The following is a 17,309-nucleotide window of genomic DNA, read 5'->3' on the forward strand; positions in this document are numbered from 1 at the left end:
CGATCATGAAACGTGATGATGCGGGGTAAGCGATTGAAAATCCTTGATTTGAACTTGCTCCAGGCTTTTCTAGCCATTGTCGACAGTGGAGGCTTCACGCGTGCTGCCCATGTTCTATGCCGTACTCAATCGGCAGTCAGCATGCAGTTGCGAAAGCTTGAAGAGCAGATGGGTAAACAGTTGATTCATCGGGATATTCGTCAAATAAGGTTGACGGAAGACGGCGAGATACTTCTCGGTTATGCGCGTCGTATGATCCATCTGAATGAAAGTGCCTTTGCGGCCGTTGGAAAGCCATTCACCGAGGGGCACCTCAGATTAGGGGTGCCTGATGATTACGCTCAGTTTTTTTTACCTTCTGTGTTGACGCGCTTTGCACATGCTTACCCGCGAGTGCAGCTTGAAGTAACCGGAGCGTTGAGTGGTGAGCTGCTCGACCTGCTGGAGGCAGGAGAGCTTGACGTGGTGCTGATCACGCGCCAGCCAAATCGAAGCTGCGGAAAGATTTTGCGCAAAGAACGGTTGGTCTGGGTAGGCTCGCGCCAACATATGGCTCAGAACATGGAACCGGTTCCGCTCGCGTTTTTCCCCGAAGGATGTGTATTCCGTGAGCATGCCATAGCAGCGCTTAACGCCCAAGGACGGCCTTGGCGAATCGCTTATTCCAGTCGGAGCTTTGCCGGGGGAACAATCGCTGTAAACGGAGGTTTAGCAGTGACTGTAATGGCCCAGAGCATGGTGCCGGCTGAGTGGCGGATCTTTGGGGTCGAGGACAATTTTCCTCAATTGCCCGAGATCGAGATCGTTTTGCATCGAGCACCGAGCAAGTTACCAACAGCCTCAACGCTGTTAGAGGAACAGTTGATTGAAAGCGTCCAGGCAGATTTCAACTCAGCTTTTCGACAAAGCAGCTATCTTACACGCGCTTAGTAAACACTGACTTTCCATGCGTCAGCCTCGATGGCCTAACATCGGCGACAAGGTCAAACGCAACGAAATCGCAGAACCTGCGCACCGTCGAAAGGATCGATCAGGTAATGCGCGTGCACGCCAAACGTATCCTGCAAGCGTTGTGGGGTCAGCACCTCCAGCGGTTTGCCAAGGGCCACCAGCCGCCCCCGTTCCAGTACCGCCAGACGATCACAGCTCAGCGCCTGGTTCAGGTCATGCAGGGCGATCACTGTCGTCACCGGCAGGGCCTGTACCACTTTCAGAATGGCGAGCTGATGCTGGATGTCCAGGTGATTGGTCGGTTCGTCCAGCAACAGGAGCTGCGGGCGTTGGGCCAGGGCGCGAGCGATGTGCACACGCTGGCGTTCACCGCCGGACAGGCTGTGCCAGGTGCGGTTTTTCAGGTGCATCGCATCAACGTCGCACAGCGCCTGCCGGACGATGGCAGCGTCCTCGTTCGACCACGGGCTCAAGGCCGACAGCCACGGCGTTCGGCCCAGGGCCACGGCATCGAACACGTTGATGGCATCCAGCGTGTCGGCCTGTTGCTCCACCACCGCCAGGGTTTGCGCGATGGTTCGCCGCGACAGCGCCTTGAGGTGCTGGCCGTTGAGGTGGATGTCACCCCGGCTCGGGACACGCACGCCGGCCAGCAGTTTGAGCAGCGTGGATTTTCCCGAACCGTTGGGCCCGACGATGCCCAGGGTTTCTCCCCGTCGGATGTCCAGGTGGATATCGTGCAGCAATTCAGCGTCGCGGACCCGGAACCCGAGGCCGGAACAGCTGAGCACGGATTCGCCGATTACAGGTGTGAGAACAGTCATCGGGCATTCCTCCTGCCGATCAGGATCAACGCGAACACCGGAGCACCGACCAAGGCAGTGATGACCCCGACCGGGATCACCTGGCCTTTGATCAGTGTCCGCGAGAGCACATCGGCGGCGATCAGAAACACCGCACCCCCCAGCGCACTGGCCGGCAGCAGGCGCGCATGCCCGGTGCCCAGCAACAGCCGCACGGCGTGGGGAATCACCAGCCCGACGAAACCGATGGAGCCGACGATCGATACCATCACCGCGGTCACCAGGGCGGCGCAGCTGATCAACAGAAACTGTACGCGGCGTACCGGGATGCCGAGCGAGGCGGCCGAGTCGGCGCCAAAGGTGAAGGCGTCCAGTGCCCGTCGATGCCACAGGCAAACGGCAAGACCGGCCACGGCCACGGGGACGGCCAGCCACACCGACGGCCAGCGCACCCCGCTGAGATTGCCCAGCAACCAGAACATGATGCCCCGGGCCTGTTCGGAACTGGCCGACTTGGTGATCAGGAACGCCGTGAGCGCATTGAACAGCTGCGACCCGGCAATCCCCGCGAGAATGATCTGCGAGGTGCCACCGGGCGAGCCGCTGGCACGGGCCAGCAACACCACCACGGCGAAGGCGGCAACAGCCCCGGCAAAGGCTCCGACCGACAGCGAAATCAGACCCGCCCCCAGCCCCAGCAACGCCACCAGCACCGCGCCGGTCGAGGCGCCGGCAGAGATGCCGAGCAGGTAGGGATCGGCCAGCGGGTTGCGCAACAGTGATTGCAGGATCACCCCGCAAGTGGCCAGGCCCGCACCGCAGGCCGCCGCCACCAGGGCGCGGGTCAGGCGGTAATTCCAGACGATGCCTTCGTCGATCGGGTCGAGGACATGACCGGCAGCCCACAGTTTGTTGGCCAGCACCTGGAACACCACGCCCGGATCGATGGCCGTTTCACCAATGGCCACACCGGCAATGACGGCCAGCAGCAGGGTCACCGCGGCCAGCAACGTGCGAATCAGCGTCCCGGTCATTGCGGCAGGTCGTAGCCGTTGATGGCCGTTGCCAGGGTTTCAAGGCCGTCGAACATGCGGGTGCTGGCCTGCATGGCCATGGCGTCGAGGATGATGATGCGGTTGTTTTTCACCGCGTCCATGTTACGGGTCACCGGGTCGCTGCGCAGGAATTCCAGCTTCTTCAGATGATCGTCGGCAGGGAAGCGCCGCCGATCCATGCGCGCGATGACGAGGAAAGTCGGGTTGGCCTTGGCGATGGTTTCCCAGCCCACGGTCGGCCATTCTTCGTCCGATTGCACCACGTTGCGCACGCCCAGGGTGTTGAGCATGAAGTCGGGAACGCCCTTGTGCCCGGCGACGTAAGGGTCGATATCCAGAGTGGCGCTGGAGAACCAGAACAGCGCGCTGGTGTGCTTCAGGTTCTTGTTCTGCACCAGGTCGATCGACTTGGCCAGGCTGGCCTTGAGCTCGTCGTTCAACTGCTGGCCACGGTCCTGCACATCGAAGATCGCCGCCAACTGGCTGATGCTTTTGTAAATACTGTCGATGCGAAACGCCTCCAGCCGGGTGCCGTCGGCGCCGACCAGATTGTCCTTGGCTTCGCAGTCGGAGGGCATCAGGTAGGTGGGGATCTTCAGCTCGTGAAACTGCTCGCGGGTACCGACCACGCCTTGCGGGCCGACCATCCACTCCAGTTCCACCGCCACCAGCTGCGGTCGTTTGCCGATCACCACCTCGAAACTCGGCTCGTTATCGGCCAGGCGCTGGATCCGCTCGTTCTCCGTCTTGTACCTGGCCAGCACATCGTTGAACCACAGTGACGTGCCGACCAGCGTGTTGCCCAGCCCCATGGCGTAGAGCATTTCGGTGCCGGCCTGGCCGATGGTCACGGCTCGGCTCGGTGCCTGCTCGAAGGTCAGCGTGCTGCCGCAGTTCTCGACAGTCAGGGGATAGTGGGTCGGGGTCGCATGGGCGAGGGTGGACAGACCCAGGGCGGTGACGAGGGTGACGAGGCGTGACAGCAGCATGCGCGATCTCCAGTTGACCGTACTCGGAGCAGGGGCACGGACTGGAAACACATCATCGAACGCTGCCGTTAAAGCAATGGCGTGGCGATCACTGCAGGTGACGCACGGCGCAAGGATGTCCTTCCCGGACACCCCGCCGGTTAGTGATTTGCTTGGCCGGCAGGTCTCCTGACTGATGCGTCGTCGCCTGGCTCCAGCCTTCCCGGGAGCGATCCCAGTGGCAGTTCAGGAGCAGGCTCAGCACCTACAGTTGCGGGGGCAGTTCCGATTGATGCCGTGTCAGGCATCTCGGATTCCCTATTAATCCCATGTGGAAACCGGCGGCCGGCATGGTAGTCGATCATGGCGATTAACGGTCCAGTATTTTTTCCCGTGTGCCGATTCCAGGGTGCAGGTGCGCGTTGAAGGTAAATCAGCACCAAAGCGCTGCACATGCTTGCAGACCGGGAAATTCCTGCTTAACTCTGAACCTCTGGTCAGTCAGTGACTCATCGGTCACAGAGCCCTGCGTAACACGCTCGCGCTGTCGCCGCTTGCTCGTGATGCCAGGTTAAACCCCAGGAGGCCTATGCGTTGACGTTGGAAAACCACCTTGAGCTTTTAATGTATTTACCTGGCACTTCGCTGTCGGCTCCACCCGTACTGCTGTGTCGATAGGGTCCTGTGGACATCCCTCACGCTGTGCGCTCAGTCCAATGGGTTCAAGGAAGAAAATGACATGATGCCGAAAACCGCCATCGTCGAGATTTGCGATAAATACAAGATTTATACCGAACACTATCTCAACCCCGCCGCTGACAAGACCATCATTCTGGTCAACGGCTCGCTGGCAACGACCGCATCCTTTGCCCAGACGGTGCGTTACCTGCAGCCGCAATTCAATGTGGTCCTCTACGATCAACCCTATGCCGGTCAGTCGAAACGACACAACCTCCATGGCCAACCGATCCGTAAGGAAGACGAGGCCGCGATTCTGCTGGAATTGATCGAGCACTTTTGTGTGCACCATGTGCTGTCCTTTTCCTGGGGCGGCGCGGCGACCCTGGTGGCGCTGGCCCAGCGGCCACAACGAATCGAGAGGGCGGTTATCAGTTCTTTCGCGGCGCGCATCAATACGCCCATGCGCGATTACCTGGAACGCGGCCTGCACGTGCTCCAGGCCTGCGATCGTCTCAATGTCGGGCGCTTGATCAACGGGACGATTGGCAAGCACCTGCCCTCGCTGTTCAAACGCTTTAATCACCGCCATGTCAGCAGCCTGGCGGAGCATGAATACCGGCAGATGCATTTCCATGTGCACGAGGTGCTGACCCAGGACACCCACTGCTACGTCGCCTGTGCCGATGCGATCGAAATCCCGCTGCTGTTTGTCAACGGCGAATGGGATGAATACACCTCGGCGCAAGACGCCCGGCTGTTCGCCAATCATGCCCCTCAGTCCCGGTTCCATACCGTCACGAACGCCGGGCACTTCCTCGATATGGAACACCCGGCAGCCTGGCAGGAAACCCGACAGGCCTTGCTCGGTTTTCTGCAGCCAGGGTCGGCGACGCGGGGTCAGGTGATGGGCAATGGTTCCTCAGCGATGCCGTACTGCATGGAGAAGGCAGCGATAGGGCAGCGATAGGGGCAGGATCAGTGAGAGGCTATGGCGCAACCATCAGAAGTTGATCGAGGCGCTCAACCGGGCCGTCAGGGGCGCGCCCTGGAACAGGTAGCCGTCGCCCATGTATTCGCCGGCATCACGCCAGTATCGCTTGTCGAACAGGTTGTCCACGGTCAGGCGGAACACCGTGTCGTAACCGTCGATGCGGGTGCTGTAGCGGCTGCCGAGATTGAAAATGGCGTAGGCACCGGTCTCTACCCCGCCTTGGCGACTGGCATATTTGCTGGCGCTGTATTGCACCCCGCCGAGCAGGCCCAGGCCATCGAACCCGGGCAGGGCGTAGTCGCCCTGGAGGCTGGCGCGCAGCGTCGGCACATTGATTGCCTGATGACCTTCATAGGCCGGCGTGCCGCTGTCGCTGACCCGGGCGCGGATCGCCGCGACACTGGCGGCGATCTGCAGGCGCTGGCTGGCCCAGCCATTGGCCGAGAGTTCCAGTCCGGTGTTCTTCTGTTCGCCCTGCTGGGTGAAAGTGAAGGTGCCGTCGTCATTGGGCCGGGAGTACTGGTACGCCTGGCGGATCTGGAACAGCGCCGCGGCCAGGCTGATGCGCTGCCAGTCGTACTTGATGCCCGCCTCGATCTGCCGGGACACGGTTGGCGCGAGGATTTCAAAGGCGTTGGTGGTGAACCACGCCGCTTCGCCACCCAGGGACAGGCCCTTGCTGTAGCGGGTGTACAGCGCCAGGTTGTGCAGCGGCTTGTAGATCAGCGCGGCCTGGGGCAGGAACACATAGCGTTGGGTGTGCCGGGTGGTCTCGCCCTGGCTGTCGAAGGTCTCTTCATCCAGGCGCACTTCGCGCCCGCCGAGCACGGTCTGCCATTGTTCGTTGAAGCTGATCCGGTCATTGAAGAACAGCCCGTACTGGCGGCTGTCCAGGCGTCGATAGGCGTCGTTGAGCGGACCGTCGTAGCGTGCGAAATCTGCTGGTTCGCTATCGATATTGGCGCTGCCGATCATCACGTTGATGATGTCGCGTTTATCCACCACGCGGCGAAACGCGCTGGTGCCTACGCTCAGTTCGTGACCGAGGCCAGCGGTGTCGAAGGCGCCAGTGAAGGCAGCCTGTACCTCGTCATTGCGGCGGGTATCGTCAGGGCTGCGGAAGTCGTAGATGTCGTAGTCGCCCTCGGGGCTGAAGTAATTGGGCACCGCGGCGCTGGCGCAACTGGCGGAACCGTAGCAACCCCAGGCGAACGAGCTGTAGTCATCGATCACCACCCGGCTGCGCGAGGCGCTGATATTGCCTTTCCAGGTGTCGCTGAAGCGATATTCGAAGTTGCCGTTGAGGTTCAGCGCATCAGTGGTGACGGGTTTCGAGCCGCTCTGATGTGCCAGCAGTTTTTTCGGCGAGGCGTGGTGTGGCAGGCTGGTGCCGCCAAGCAATTGATAGCCCGGTGCCGAGCGCTGTTCCCGGGTCTGGTACTCGGCATCCAGTTGCAGCAGGGCATCAGGGCTGATGTTCCAGTCGAAGGCCAGGGAGGCGAAGTCGCGCTGGCCATTAGTGTGTTCGACATAGGAATGCAGCTCTTCATGGGCCACGTTGGCGCGTAGCCCGAACTGCTGTTCATTGCCGAAGAATCCGCCCACGTCTGTGGCCAGGTAGCCGCTGCCACGGTCGTCCGTGGAGACAGTGACCGACCGCACATCGGCCGGCCGCTTGGTCACGTAGTTGACCAGCCCGCCGGGCTCGCTGACGCCGCTCTGCAAGCCGGAAAGCCCTTTGAGCAATTCCACTTGTTGTTTGTTTTCCAGGCCGACGTTCTGCTCGCCGGTGATGGTGCGGCCGTTGATCTTGTAGCTGCTGGCGGAGTTGAGCGAAAAGCCACGCACGACGAAGTTTTCGTAGTAGCCGACCGGCGCGTAGCTCTCACCCACCGAGGCATCGTTCTTCAGGACTTCGCTGAGCAGGCGGGCCTGCCGATCCTTGATCAAGGCTTCGGTGACCACTGAAATCGAGGCCGGCGTATCAAGCAATGGCGTCGCGTCGAAACCGCCGACCGAGGCGCTATGGGCCTGGTAGCCGGAGGTGTCTTCGCCCGTCACGGTCACCGCCGGCAGTTCGGTTTCGGTGGCCTGCGCGGTATGGGGCAGCAGCAAGCCCAGGGCCAGAAGATTGAGCGTGAACCGTGGTGCGGACACTCCCTCGCGGGACGTCCGGTAAAGCCTATCCATGAATACTCCTCGACGATTGCGATCACGGGCCAGGCGAACACCGGGCACAGGCACCCGGGCGCGCTCCAGGACAGAGCCGTGCGGTTGAAACAGGAAAAAGCGATGTTTGCCCGGAGGGCGTCAGGCCGGAATTGCTCCGGTGGTCACTGGCAAGTCTGAATCCGCGGCCCACTCTTGAAGCGAGCCATCATACAAGAGTACGTTGTCGCGTCTGGCGTTATCGACCCGGATAGGCGGTAAAGAGCAGTTGGCCAGGTACAAGGTACAAAAAAGCGGAAATCAATTAATTGGTTTCCGCTTTTTTTGCTAGTAAGAATCGGTAATTATCCTAAGGCTTCCAGATCTCGACATCTTTCGCATCCACCGCCTTGGGCAACAGCCCCGCGGCAAAAAATGCATCGGCGATTTTCTGCTGCTCGCCCAACTGATCGCCTTTCACTGGCTGCACCTGATAGCTGCGATGGGTGTTGGCGGTCTCGACGGTTGCCACATCCAGATTGCCCCACAACGGGCTGAGTATTTTCGCCGCTTCACCGGGGTTGGTTTTCACCCATTCGCCGGTCTTGTGCAGTTGCTCGTACACCAGCTTGAGCACCTCGGGATGCGCCTTGGCGTAGGGGGTGCTGGTCAGGTAGTAGCGTTTGTAACTGGCCAGGCCTGCGCCGTCAGCCAGGGTGCGAGTCGGCAGTTGACGTTGGGCGCTGGTGAGGAAGGGTTCCCAGGTGACCCAGGCGTCGACCTTGTTGTTCTCGAAGGCGGCCCGGCCATCGGCGGGCGACAGGTAGGCCGGCTCGATGTCCGAGAATTGCAGACCCGCTTTTTGCAGGGCGGCGATCAGCAGATAGTGGGAACCGGCGGCCTTGGTGACCGCGACTTTCTTGCCTTTCAAATCAGACAGCTGCTGCAGCGGCGAATCCTTGCGCACGACGATGGCCTGGGCTGAAGGCGAGGGCGCTTCCTGGGCGAAGTAGGTCAGCTTCGCCTGCGCGGCCTGGGCGAAAATCGGCACGGTGTCGGCCACGTCGGCACTGATGTCGACATTGCCGACATTCAACGCTTCCAGCAGCGGCAAGCCACTGGAAAACTCATGCCAGCTCACATCGATCTTGTTCTGCGCGAGGGTTTTTTCCAGAGTGCCTTGGGTTTTCAACAGCGTGATCAGAGTCGATGACTTCTGGTAACCGATGCGCACCGTTTCCCGGGCCTGCGCCGCAAGGGTGAAGGACAAGGCCAGCGCCACGACCAGGCCGGTCAGTAGCGGACGACGGAATTTCGCTTCAGGGTTTTTGCTGGGCTTGGACATGGCGCGCTCGCTATTTAGCAGGAGAGTAGGGCTATTTGCCATGAAGCATATGGTTCTAAAAAGTATTTTATAAATAATTTTTAGGTATTAGCTTAGCGGTTTTGCATATTCCTTTAAGGTATAAATAAATCGTTATTTATTCCTTTTGTTGTTGGGTCAAGAGGTGCACCTTGGTGGCCTGCACATCAGTGCAAATTTGCCCAACACCAGACAGGAAGCCTCACCATGACCATCAAAGCGATCAACGTACGTAACCAGTTCAAGGGCGTCATCAAGGAAATCGTGGAAGGCGAAGTGGTCTCCGAAATCGACGTGCAAACCGCCTCCGGCATCGTCACTTCAGTCATCACCACGCGCTCGGTGCGCGATCTCGAATTGAAGGTCGGCAGCGAAGTGATTGCCTTCGTCAAATCCACCGAGGTCTCGATCGCCAAACTCTGAACGATTTCGATCCGCGGCTTCGACCTTGTTCTGCCCCCTGTTCAGTCGGGTAGATATCGAAGCCGTTGATGACCCCTGGCGTAACAGGCATAACCATATAATTATATGATTCTTTCATAATTATTGATCGCTAATATAATCAAATAGTTCCTATGGTCCGGTCACTGATCCCGGCCTGATGCACATTGCTGACCCGGTTTTTTGCTCAGCCTCCCCGAACCCATCCATAGCAAGGCCTTTCATGAAGTTGAAAAAACTCATCGTCGCCGCCAGCCTGTTGTTCGCCGCAGCCGGGGCTCAAGCTCAGCAAGCCATCGATATCAGCTACCAGCGTTCCTCGACCCTGTGGATTCTGCTAAAGCAGAACGGCCAGCTGGAGGAGCGCCTCAAACCCCTGGGCTTCACCGTCAACTGGCATGAATTCAGCACCGGCCTGCTCAGCTCCCTGAACGCCGGCAGTGTCGATCTGCATGCCGACGTCGCCGACGCCTTTGCCCTGTTCACCCAGGCGGCCGATGCGCCGCTGACTTACTACGCCCGGGAAAATCCATCGTCCAGCGCCCAGGCGATCATCGTTGCGGACAACTCACCGATCCGTAGCGTCGCCGATCTGAAAGGCAAGACTGTCGCCGTCTCCAAGGGCTCGGGCAGCAACTTCCTGTTGATTTCAGCATTGAAAAAAGCCGGCCTGACCCTCGCCGACATTACTCCGCGTTACCTGGAAGCTCCGGATGGCGGTGCGGCATTCGCCAACGGCAGTGTTGATGCCTGGGCGATCTGGGACCCGTTCCTGGCGACCCAGCAACTGGATCATCACGTGCGCGTGCTGGCCGACGGCAAGGACGGTGTCGCCAACTACAACCGCTTCTACCTGGCCACGTCGAAGTTCGCCAAGGCGCACCCGGACGTGCTGCAGGTCACCTTCGACACCCTGCGCGAGACCGGGCAGTGGGTCAAAACGCATCCGCAAGAAGCCGCGAAAATCCTCGGGCCGCTGTGGGGCAACATTCCCCCGGCCACCGTGGAGCTGGCGAACACCCGTCGCAGCTACGACATCGTGCCGGTCAAGGTCGATGAACTGGCCGAGCAGCAGCGCATCGCCGACACCTATTACGCGGCGAAGCTGACGCCCAAACCGTTGAAGGTATCCGACATCGCTGTCTGGACGCCGAAGGCGCAGTAAGGGGACGTTGCCATGAGTCGTCAAATTCACCTGTCGGCCTTTTTGCTGACCGGGCCGGTCGTGCACAGCCATGCGGTGTGGCGTCATCCACAAACCGTCGGTAACTACCTTGAGCCGGAGTACTACGCGCGCGTTGCGAAAGTCGTGGAGGAGGGCTTGTTCGACTTTCTGTTCTTCGCCGATCGCCTTGCAGTCGGCGACCAGATGGGCGGCTCCCGGGATCTGGCCTTGCGCTACGGCGCCCAGGACGCGACCCGCCTGGACCCGTTGCCGATCCTGTCTTACCTGATCGGCCATACGAGCAAGCTGGGCCTGGGTGCCACCCGTTCCACCACCTATTACGAGCCAGCGCATATCGCCCGGGAATTCGCCACCCTGGATCACCTGTCCAGGGGCCGTGCGGCCTGGAATATCGTGACCTCGATGAACGACAGCGAAGGGCGTCTGTTCGGCAAGGACAAGCACCTGGAGCATGACCTGCGTTACGACCGCGCCGACGAGTTCGTCGAAGTGGCGTTGAAGCTGTGGCGCAGTTGGGGGCCGGATGCGCTCAAGCTCGACCGCGAAAGCGGAGTGCTGGCCGATCCGTCGCTGATCCAGTCGGTGCAGCATCAGGGCGAGTGGTTCAAGGTCGAAGGCCCGCTGAACATTCCCCGTACGCCTCAAGGACGACCGGTGCTGATCCAGGCCGGTTCGTCCGGTCGAGGCCGGCGTTTCGGCGCGCGTTGGGCTGAGGCGATCTTCACCATTCATCCGCACTTGAACGCCATGCGCGCCTTCCGTGACGACGTGCGGGCGCAGGTCGTGCAACAGGGTCGCGAGGCCGACAGCTGCAAAGTGCTGACGGCGGTCATGCCGTTCATTGGCGGCAGCGAAGCCGAAGCGCGGGCCAAGCGGGATCGGCACAACGCGCTGGCGCGTCCCGAATTGGGGCTGGTGACTCTGGCCTCGCAACTCAATGTCGACCTGTCGCCGTTTCCGTTATCCGCGACCCTGGCCGAGATCGCCCGGTCGCCTCTGATCCATCCGGCCGCCGCCGAAAAACTGCTGATGCAAGGTCCGCAAACCACCCTGGAGCAACTGGGGCGGATTTTCGCCAGCAGCGTGCGTGTGCCGCAGCTGGTGGGCACTGGCGCACAAATCGCCGATCAACTGGCCGAGCTGTTCCTGGGCGAAGGCTGCGACGGCTTCGTGATCTCCCCGGCTTACCTTCCGGGCTCGTTCAGCGAATTCGTCGAAAGCGTGGTTCCCCATCTGCAACGCAAAGGCTTGTTCCGCCGCGCCTACGAGGGCTCGACCTTGCGTGAGCATCTGGGGCTGGCCGAGCTGAAGGACTGAGCACTTCCATTAATCAAAAGGGATATTTGCATGGCTGTTTTCGATCGTTTGACCCGTCGTCACCTGCTGGGCCTGGCCAGCGTCGCCCTGGCGAGTCCGTTACTGATGTCGTTGCCGCGCTCCAGCCTGGCCGCCGATGAACACGCCGGACACGCTGTCGACAGTGCAAGCGAGCCTGCTGGCACCGGGGACTTCATCCGCCTGGACGCGCCGCGGGCGCTGAAGCTGGCGGTCAACCTCAATGCGGTGTGCCTGGCGCCGGTAGTCATCGCCCACGGCCAGGGCTTTTTCAAGAAGCACAACCTGGATGTCGAGCTGGTCAACTTTGGCAACTCCACCGAAGTCCTGCTCGAAGCCATCGCCACCGGCAAGGCCGATGCCGGCGTCGGCATGGCGCTGCGCTGGCTCAAGGCCCTGGAGCAGGGCTTCGACGTCAAGCTCACCGCCGGTACCCACGGCGGTTGCCTGCGTTTGCTCAGTGCGGTCGATGGCAATGTGCATAAACTCGAAGACCTCAAGGGCAAGACCATCGGTGTCACCGACATGGCCAGCCCGGACCGCAATTTCTTCTCGATCCTGCTGAAAAAGCACGGCATCGATCCGGTGCGCGATGTCGACTGGCGACTGTTTCCGGCCGACCTGCTGGGCACGGCGCTGGAGCGCGGCGAAGTCCAGGCGATCAGCGGCAGCGACCCGTTCATGTACCGCCTGATCAAGGCCGGCCAGGCCCGGGAGCTGTCCACCAACCTGGTCGAGGAGTACGCCAACCTCAGCTGCTGCGTGGTTGGCGTGACCGGCAAACTGGTCCGCGAGGAAAAACGCGTGGCCGCAGCCCTGACCCAGGCGATCCTCGAGGCCCACGATTACTCGGTGAAAAATCCCCAGGCCGTGGCCAAGGGTTTCCAGGCCTATGCCCTGAATACTTCGGTCGAAGAAGTCGAGGCCATCCTGCACGACCATACCCACGGCCATCATGCCGTCGGTGCGCTGCTGACCAAGGAAATCACCACCTACGTCGCCGACCTGAAAACCGTGGAAGTCATTCGCCAGAGCACTGACGCCGGCGAGTTCGCCAAGGAGATCACCGCCGATGTCTTCAGCTGATGTTTTGACCGCCGCTGCGGCCACGCAAGGGGCTTTCAAGGTCTGGCGCCAAGGCGCGGTGGCGGTAACGGCATGGGTTGCGGTGGCGCTGTTGATCAGCTATTGGCCCAACGCCACGCGGGTCTGGCCGATGACCCAGGGCCTGGCGAATCTGTGCCTGGCGGTGGCGGCCTTGATCGGCCTGCTGGGTATCGTCGGTCGCTGGTCGCTGAAGATCGCCACCCGCGTTCGTGCAGCAGGGGCCTGGTTGATCGCGTTGCCGATCCTGTTGGCGATCTGGGAGCTGCTCACCGCGAAGCTGGGCCTGTTGCCGGTTCCCTTCTTCGCGCCGCCCCAAGCCTTGCTCGCGGTGTATGTCGAAGACTGGCCGCGCCTGGCCGAGAGCCTGCTGCATTCGGCACTGCTGCTGGGCACGGGTGTGGCATTGGGCGCGGCGACCGGTTTTGTCGCCGGGGTCGCCATCGGTTGGTCGACCAGCATCGGCTACTGGCTGCATCCGGTGTTGCGCATTCTCGGGCCGGTGCCATCGACGGCGTTGCTGCCGCTGTGCTTCTTTCTGTTTCCCACCAGCTGGAGTGCCAGCGTATTCCTGATCGCCCTGGCGACCTGGTTCCCGGTGACGGTGCTGACCTGGTCGGGTGTGGCCAGCGTCGACAAGGCTTACTACGACGTGGCCCGGACCCTGGGGGCGAAGCAGGGCTTCCTGATTTTCAAGGTGGCGATCCCGGCGGCCTTGCCCCATGTGTTCGTCGGTTTGTTCATGGGCCTGGGCGCTTCGTTCTCGACCCTGGTGGTTGCGGAAATGATGGGGGTCAAGGCGGGTATCGGCTGGTACCTGCAGTGGGCCCAGGGTTGGGCGGCCTACGCCAATATGTATGCGGCGCTGTTGATCATGGCATTGGCCTGCTCGGGGCTGATCTCCGCGCTGTTCCTGGTCCGAGACCGCTTGCTGGCGTGGCAGAAAGGAGCGATGAAATGGTAGCGCTGGCAGCAACGACAACGGCTTCGTCTTCGGCAGGGCTGGCCTTGCGCATCGACAATCTGAGCCATGGATTTGCCCTGGACGGTCAGCACTTGCCGGTGCTGGAGCGGGTTTCCCTCGACGTGGCTCCCGGCGAATTCGTTGCCTTGCTCGGTCCTTCGGGGTGTGGCAAGTCCACGTTGCTGCGGTTGGTGGCCGGGCTGGAACCGGCCGATTCCGGCAGATTGCTGGCGGACGGTGTGTCCATTACCGACCCGGATCCGAGTCGGGTCGTGGTGTTCCAGGATCCTACCCTGTATCCCTGGCGGCGGGTGTGGGACAACGTCGCCCTGGGTCTTGAAGCCCAGGGCCTCCTGAAAACCCATTCGGCCAAGGTCGATGCCGCCCTGGAAACAGTCGGCCTCAGCCAGTTCGCCCGGGCTTATCCGCGGCAGCTGTCAGGGGGGATGGCCCAACGTGTGGCATTGGCCCGGGCGCTGGTCAACGAACCGCGCCTGCTGATTCTTGACGAGCCGCTGGGCAAGCTGGATTCCCTGACCCGCATCACCATGCAGAAAGAACTGATTGATTTGTGGCAACGCCAGGGCTACACCGCGCTGCTGGTGACCCACGATGTCGAAGAGGCCTTGCTGCTGGCCAACCGGGTGATCGTGTTCAGCGACCGGCCGGCGGCGATCAAGGCGCAGCTGACCATCGAGCGGCCGTATCCGCGGCATCGCGACGATCCGTATCTGGTGGACCTGCGGCGCCAGATCATGTGCTTGCTCGGGTTGGGGGAAAGCTGGTAATCATTGGGTGAATGCCAAGCCTGTGCCGAACACTATTGGCGAACCAACCAAGAACCCCTGTGGGAGCGAGCCTGCTCGCGAAAGCGGTGTATCAGTCGACACCTGTATCGCCTGACACACTGCCTTCGCGAGCAGGCTCGCTCCCACTTGGGATCTACTGGGTGTTACCGATCACATCCCACAAGGAATCCATCGCGCCATGAGTTTTACATCCATGCATTGGGGGGCCTACCGCCCGCAGGTTGTCGATGGAAAGCTGCAAGCGATGGTTCCGGCGCCATGGGACCCGGATCCGTCGCCTATCGGGGCCTCGATTCCCGAGGCCCTTACCTCACCGACGCGGATCCTGCGCCCGGCGGTGCGTCGCAGTTTTCTTGCACAACCCGGTTCTCATCCTGAACTGCGCGGCCAGGAGCCCTTCGTCGAGGTGTCGTGGGAGGTCGCCCTGGACCTGGTCGCCAGGCAGCTGAAACAGGTCAAGGCCGAGCATGGCAACCAGGCCATTTTCGGCGGCAGCTACGGCTGGGGCAGCGCCGGGCGTTTCCATCATGCGCAAAGTCAGCTGCACCGTTTCCTCAATCAGTTCGGCGGCTATGTGTCCAGCATGGACAGTTACAGCCTGGGCGCCGGCCGGGTGCTGATGCCGCACATCGTCGGCAACATAGATTGGTTGCTCGCCGCCCATACCTCATGGAAAAACCTGGTGCAGCATTGCGAGCTGTTCATCGCCTTCGGTGGCCTGCCGGCAAAAAATGCCCAGACCAGCCCCGGGGGTGCCAGTGATCATCTGTTGTCCCGCGCGCTGGAAGAGATGTCCGGGGCGGGCGTGCAGTTCGTCAACGTCAGCCCGTTGCGTGACGATCTGACCGGGCCGGAAAATATTCAATGGCTGCCGGTTCGCCCCGGTAGCGATACCGCGCTGATGCTCGCATTGTCCTACGTGCTGGTCAGCGAAGGATTGCACAACGAGGACTTCGTCCGGCGCTACACGGTTGGTTATGAACGGTTTCGCGGATATCTGCTCGGCCAGGTCGACGGCCAGCCCAAAGACCCACTGTGGGCCCAGGCCCTGACCGACATCCCGGCGCAACAGATCACCGACCTGGCACGGCGCATGGCCCGCCAGCGCACCATGATCAACATCGCCTATTCCCTGCAGCGGTCGGTGCACGGCGAGCAGCCGTTCTGGATGACCGTGACCCTGGCCGCGCTGCTCGGGCAGATCGGCCTGCCCGGCGGTGGCTTTGGCCTGGGTTATGGCTGCATGAACATCACCGGCAGTGGCCGCAAGGCGTTTTCCGGGCCGCGTTTTTCCCAGGGGGTCAATCCGGTCAAGGATTTCATCCCGGTGGCACGGGTGACCGACATGCTGCTCCACCCGGGCGCGCCTTTCGACTACAACGGCAAGCAGTTGCATTACCCGGACATCCGCCTGGTCTATTGGGCCGGGGGCAACATCTTCCATCACCATCAGGATCTCAACCGTCTACTGCAGGCCTGGCAGCGACCGGAAACCATCGTCGTCCACGAGCAATTCTGGACCGCCCAGGCCAAGTACTCGGACATCGTGTTGCCGGCCACGACGGCCCTGGAGCGCAACGACATCGGCAGCGCCGCCTCGGACCGTTTCATGATCGCGATGCACAAGGCGATCGAGGCGGTGGGAGAGGCCCGGGACGATTATTCGATCCTGGCGGATGTCGCCGAACGCCTCGGTTTCGCCCAGACTTTTACCGAAGGTCGCGACGCTGAAGCCTGGCTGCGCTTCACCTATGACGAGTCCCGGGGCAGGGCGCAGGCGCACGGGATCGAACTGCCGGACTACGACAGTTTCTGGCGCGACGGGCTGTTCGAAATCGATTACCCCGATGACGACACCGTCCTGCTCAAATCTTTCCGCGAAGACCCGCACGCCCATCCACTGCCGACGCCCTCGGGACGCATCGAAATTTTCAGCGAACGCATCGCCAGCTTCGGCTACGCCGATTGCCCCGGTCATGCGGTGTGGCTGGACAAGCCGCTGGCGTCGTTTCCGTTACAGCTGCTATCGAACCAACCGAAAACCCGCCTGCACAGTCAATACGATCACGGCGCCTACAGCCGGTCTTCGAAAATCCGCCAGCGTGAACCGCTGACCCTCAACCCCGTGGACGCCCGTGCCCGAGGCCTTGTCGATGGCGACGTGGTCAAGGTGTTTAACGAGCGCGGTGCCTTCCTGGCCGGGGTAATTGTCTCGGACGGCATTCGCCCGGGCGTGGTGCAGATCGCCACCGGCGCCTGGTTCGATCCGTGGGTGCCTGGTGAGCGCAACAGCCTGGAAAAACACGGCAACCCGAACATGATTACCGCCGATGTCGGCTCGTCGAGCCTGTCTCAGGGCTGCTCGGCGCAAACCGCCTCGGTGGAGATCATCAAGTGGGATCAGGCGTTGCCACCGATCACGGCGTTCGAGCCGCCGTTGATGGTTTGATGAGCGGCACCGGGCGCCTGCCATTGCAAAGAACCTGTGGGAGCAAGCTCGCTCCCACAGG

The 17,309-nt window shown here is 61.4% G+C and carries 14 protein-coding genes and 1 riboswitch; of the genes, 9 read left to right on the forward strand and 5 right to left on the reverse strand.

The window, feature by feature from the left end; genetic code table 11:
• The first annotated feature begins 33 nt into the window (after window positions 1-33).
• Window positions 34-930: a LysR substrate-binding domain-containing protein gene (locus ACA041_RS11725; RefSeq protein WP_497441239.1), complete on the forward strand. Its 897-nt coding sequence runs from the start codon at window positions 34-36 to the stop codon at window positions 928-930.
• 53 nt (window positions 931-983) lie between these two features.
• Here ACA041_RS11725 and ACA041_RS11730 read toward each other — a convergent pair whose 3' ends face one another.
• The 3 genes from ACA041_RS11730 to ACA041_RS11740 are packed head-to-tail and all read right to left on the reverse strand — an operon-like array spanning window position 984 to window position 3,798.
• Window positions 984-1,775, reverse strand: coding sequence for an ABC transporter ATP-binding protein (locus ACA041_RS11730; RefSeq protein ID WP_497441240.1), 792 nt, complete (start codon window positions 1,773-1,775; stop codon window positions 984-986).
• Window positions 1,772-2,776 carry a FecCD family ABC transporter permease gene (locus ACA041_RS11735; protein WP_497442056.1) on the reverse strand — a complete coding sequence of 335 codons (1,005 nt, stop codon included), beginning with the start codon at window positions 2,774-2,776 and terminating at the stop codon, window positions 1,772-1,774. The genes ACA041_RS11730 and ACA041_RS11735 overlap by 4 nt, the downstream gene beginning before the upstream one ends.
• A gap of 8 nt (window positions 2,777-2,784) precedes the next feature.
• Window positions 2,785-3,798, reverse strand: a complete 1,014-nt coding sequence (locus ACA041_RS11740) for an ABC transporter substrate-binding protein (RefSeq protein ID WP_497441241.1) — start codon at window positions 3,796-3,798, stop codon at window positions 2,785-2,787.
• Window positions 3,799-3,939: 141 nt separating this feature from the next.
• Window positions 3,940-4,135: riboswitch (cobalamin riboswitch) on the reverse strand.
• Between the two features lie 381 nt (window positions 4,136-4,516).
• Between ACA041_RS11740 and ACA041_RS11745 the strand changes: the two genes are divergently transcribed.
• Entirely contained in the window at window positions 4,517-5,425 is a 909-nt protein-coding gene (locus ACA041_RS11745) for an alpha/beta fold hydrolase (RefSeq protein WP_497441242.1), read from the forward strand.
• A gap of 33 nt (window positions 5,426-5,458) precedes the next feature.
• Here the strand turns inward: ACA041_RS11745 and ACA041_RS11750 are convergent, their stop codons facing one another.
• Both ACA041_RS11750 and ACA041_RS11755 read right to left on the reverse strand, forming a co-directional pair.
• Complete coding sequence (locus ACA041_RS11750; protein ID WP_497441243.1) at window positions 5,459-7,639, reverse strand: TonB-dependent siderophore receptor; 2,181 nt, start codon at window positions 7,637-7,639, stop codon at window positions 5,459-5,461.
• Window positions 7,640-7,967: 328 nt separating this feature from the next.
• Complete coding sequence (locus ACA041_RS11755; RefSeq protein ID WP_497441244.1) at window positions 7,968-8,942, reverse strand: aliphatic sulfonate ABC transporter substrate-binding protein; 975 nt, start codon at window positions 8,940-8,942, stop codon at window positions 7,968-7,970.
• A 225-nt stretch (window positions 8,943-9,167) separates the two neighbouring features.
• Here ACA041_RS11755 and ACA041_RS11760 point away from each other — a divergent pair, with 225 nt between their 5' ends.
• The 7 genes from ACA041_RS11760 to ACA041_RS11790 all read left to right on the forward strand — a co-directional run bounded on the left by ACA041_RS11760 (window position 9,168) and on the right by ACA041_RS11790 (window position 17,248).
• A complete protein-coding gene (locus ACA041_RS11760; RefSeq protein WP_038983759.1) occupies window positions 9,168-9,383 on the forward strand; it encodes a TOBE domain-containing protein in 216 nt (71 codons plus the stop codon).
• 241 nt (window positions 9,384-9,624) lie between these two features.
• A complete protein-coding gene (locus tag ACA041_RS11765) occupies window positions 9,625-10,566 on the forward strand; it encodes an aliphatic sulfonate ABC transporter substrate-binding protein (RefSeq protein WP_497441245.1) in 942 nt (313 codons plus the stop codon).
• A gap of 12 nt (window positions 10,567-10,578) precedes the next feature.
• Window positions 10,579-11,904, forward strand: a complete 1,326-nt coding sequence (locus ACA041_RS11770) for an LLM class flavin-dependent oxidoreductase (protein ID WP_497441246.1) — start codon at window positions 10,579-10,581, stop codon at window positions 11,902-11,904.
• Window positions 11,905-11,934: 30 nt separating this feature from the next.
• Complete coding sequence (locus ACA041_RS11775; RefSeq protein ID WP_497441247.1) at window positions 11,935-13,008, forward strand: ABC transporter substrate-binding protein; 1,074 nt, start codon at window positions 11,935-11,937, stop codon at window positions 13,006-13,008.
• Entirely contained in the window at window positions 12,995-13,990 is a 996-nt protein-coding gene (locus ACA041_RS11780) for an ABC transporter permease (RefSeq protein ID WP_497441248.1), read from the forward strand. Before ACA041_RS11775 ends, ACA041_RS11780 begins: the two co-directional genes overlap by 14 nt.
• On the forward strand, window positions 13,984-14,778 hold the full coding sequence (locus ACA041_RS11785) for an ABC transporter ATP-binding protein (protein ID WP_497441249.1): 795 nt from the start codon (window positions 13,984-13,986) through the stop codon (window positions 14,776-14,778). The genes ACA041_RS11780 and ACA041_RS11785 overlap by 7 nt, the downstream gene beginning before the upstream one ends.
• Window positions 14,779-14,977: 199 nt before the next feature.
• The gene (locus ACA041_RS11790; RefSeq protein ID WP_497441250.1) at window positions 14,978-17,248 is read left to right on the forward strand and encodes a molybdopterin guanine dinucleotide-containing S/N-oxide reductase; all 2,271 of its coding nucleotides are present in this window, start codon (window positions 14,978-14,980) and stop codon (window positions 17,246-17,248) included.
• Window positions 17,249-17,309: the final 61 nt, after the last annotated feature.

The sequence above is a fragment of the Pseudomonas sp. LBUM1676 genome, from assembly GCF_059695605.1.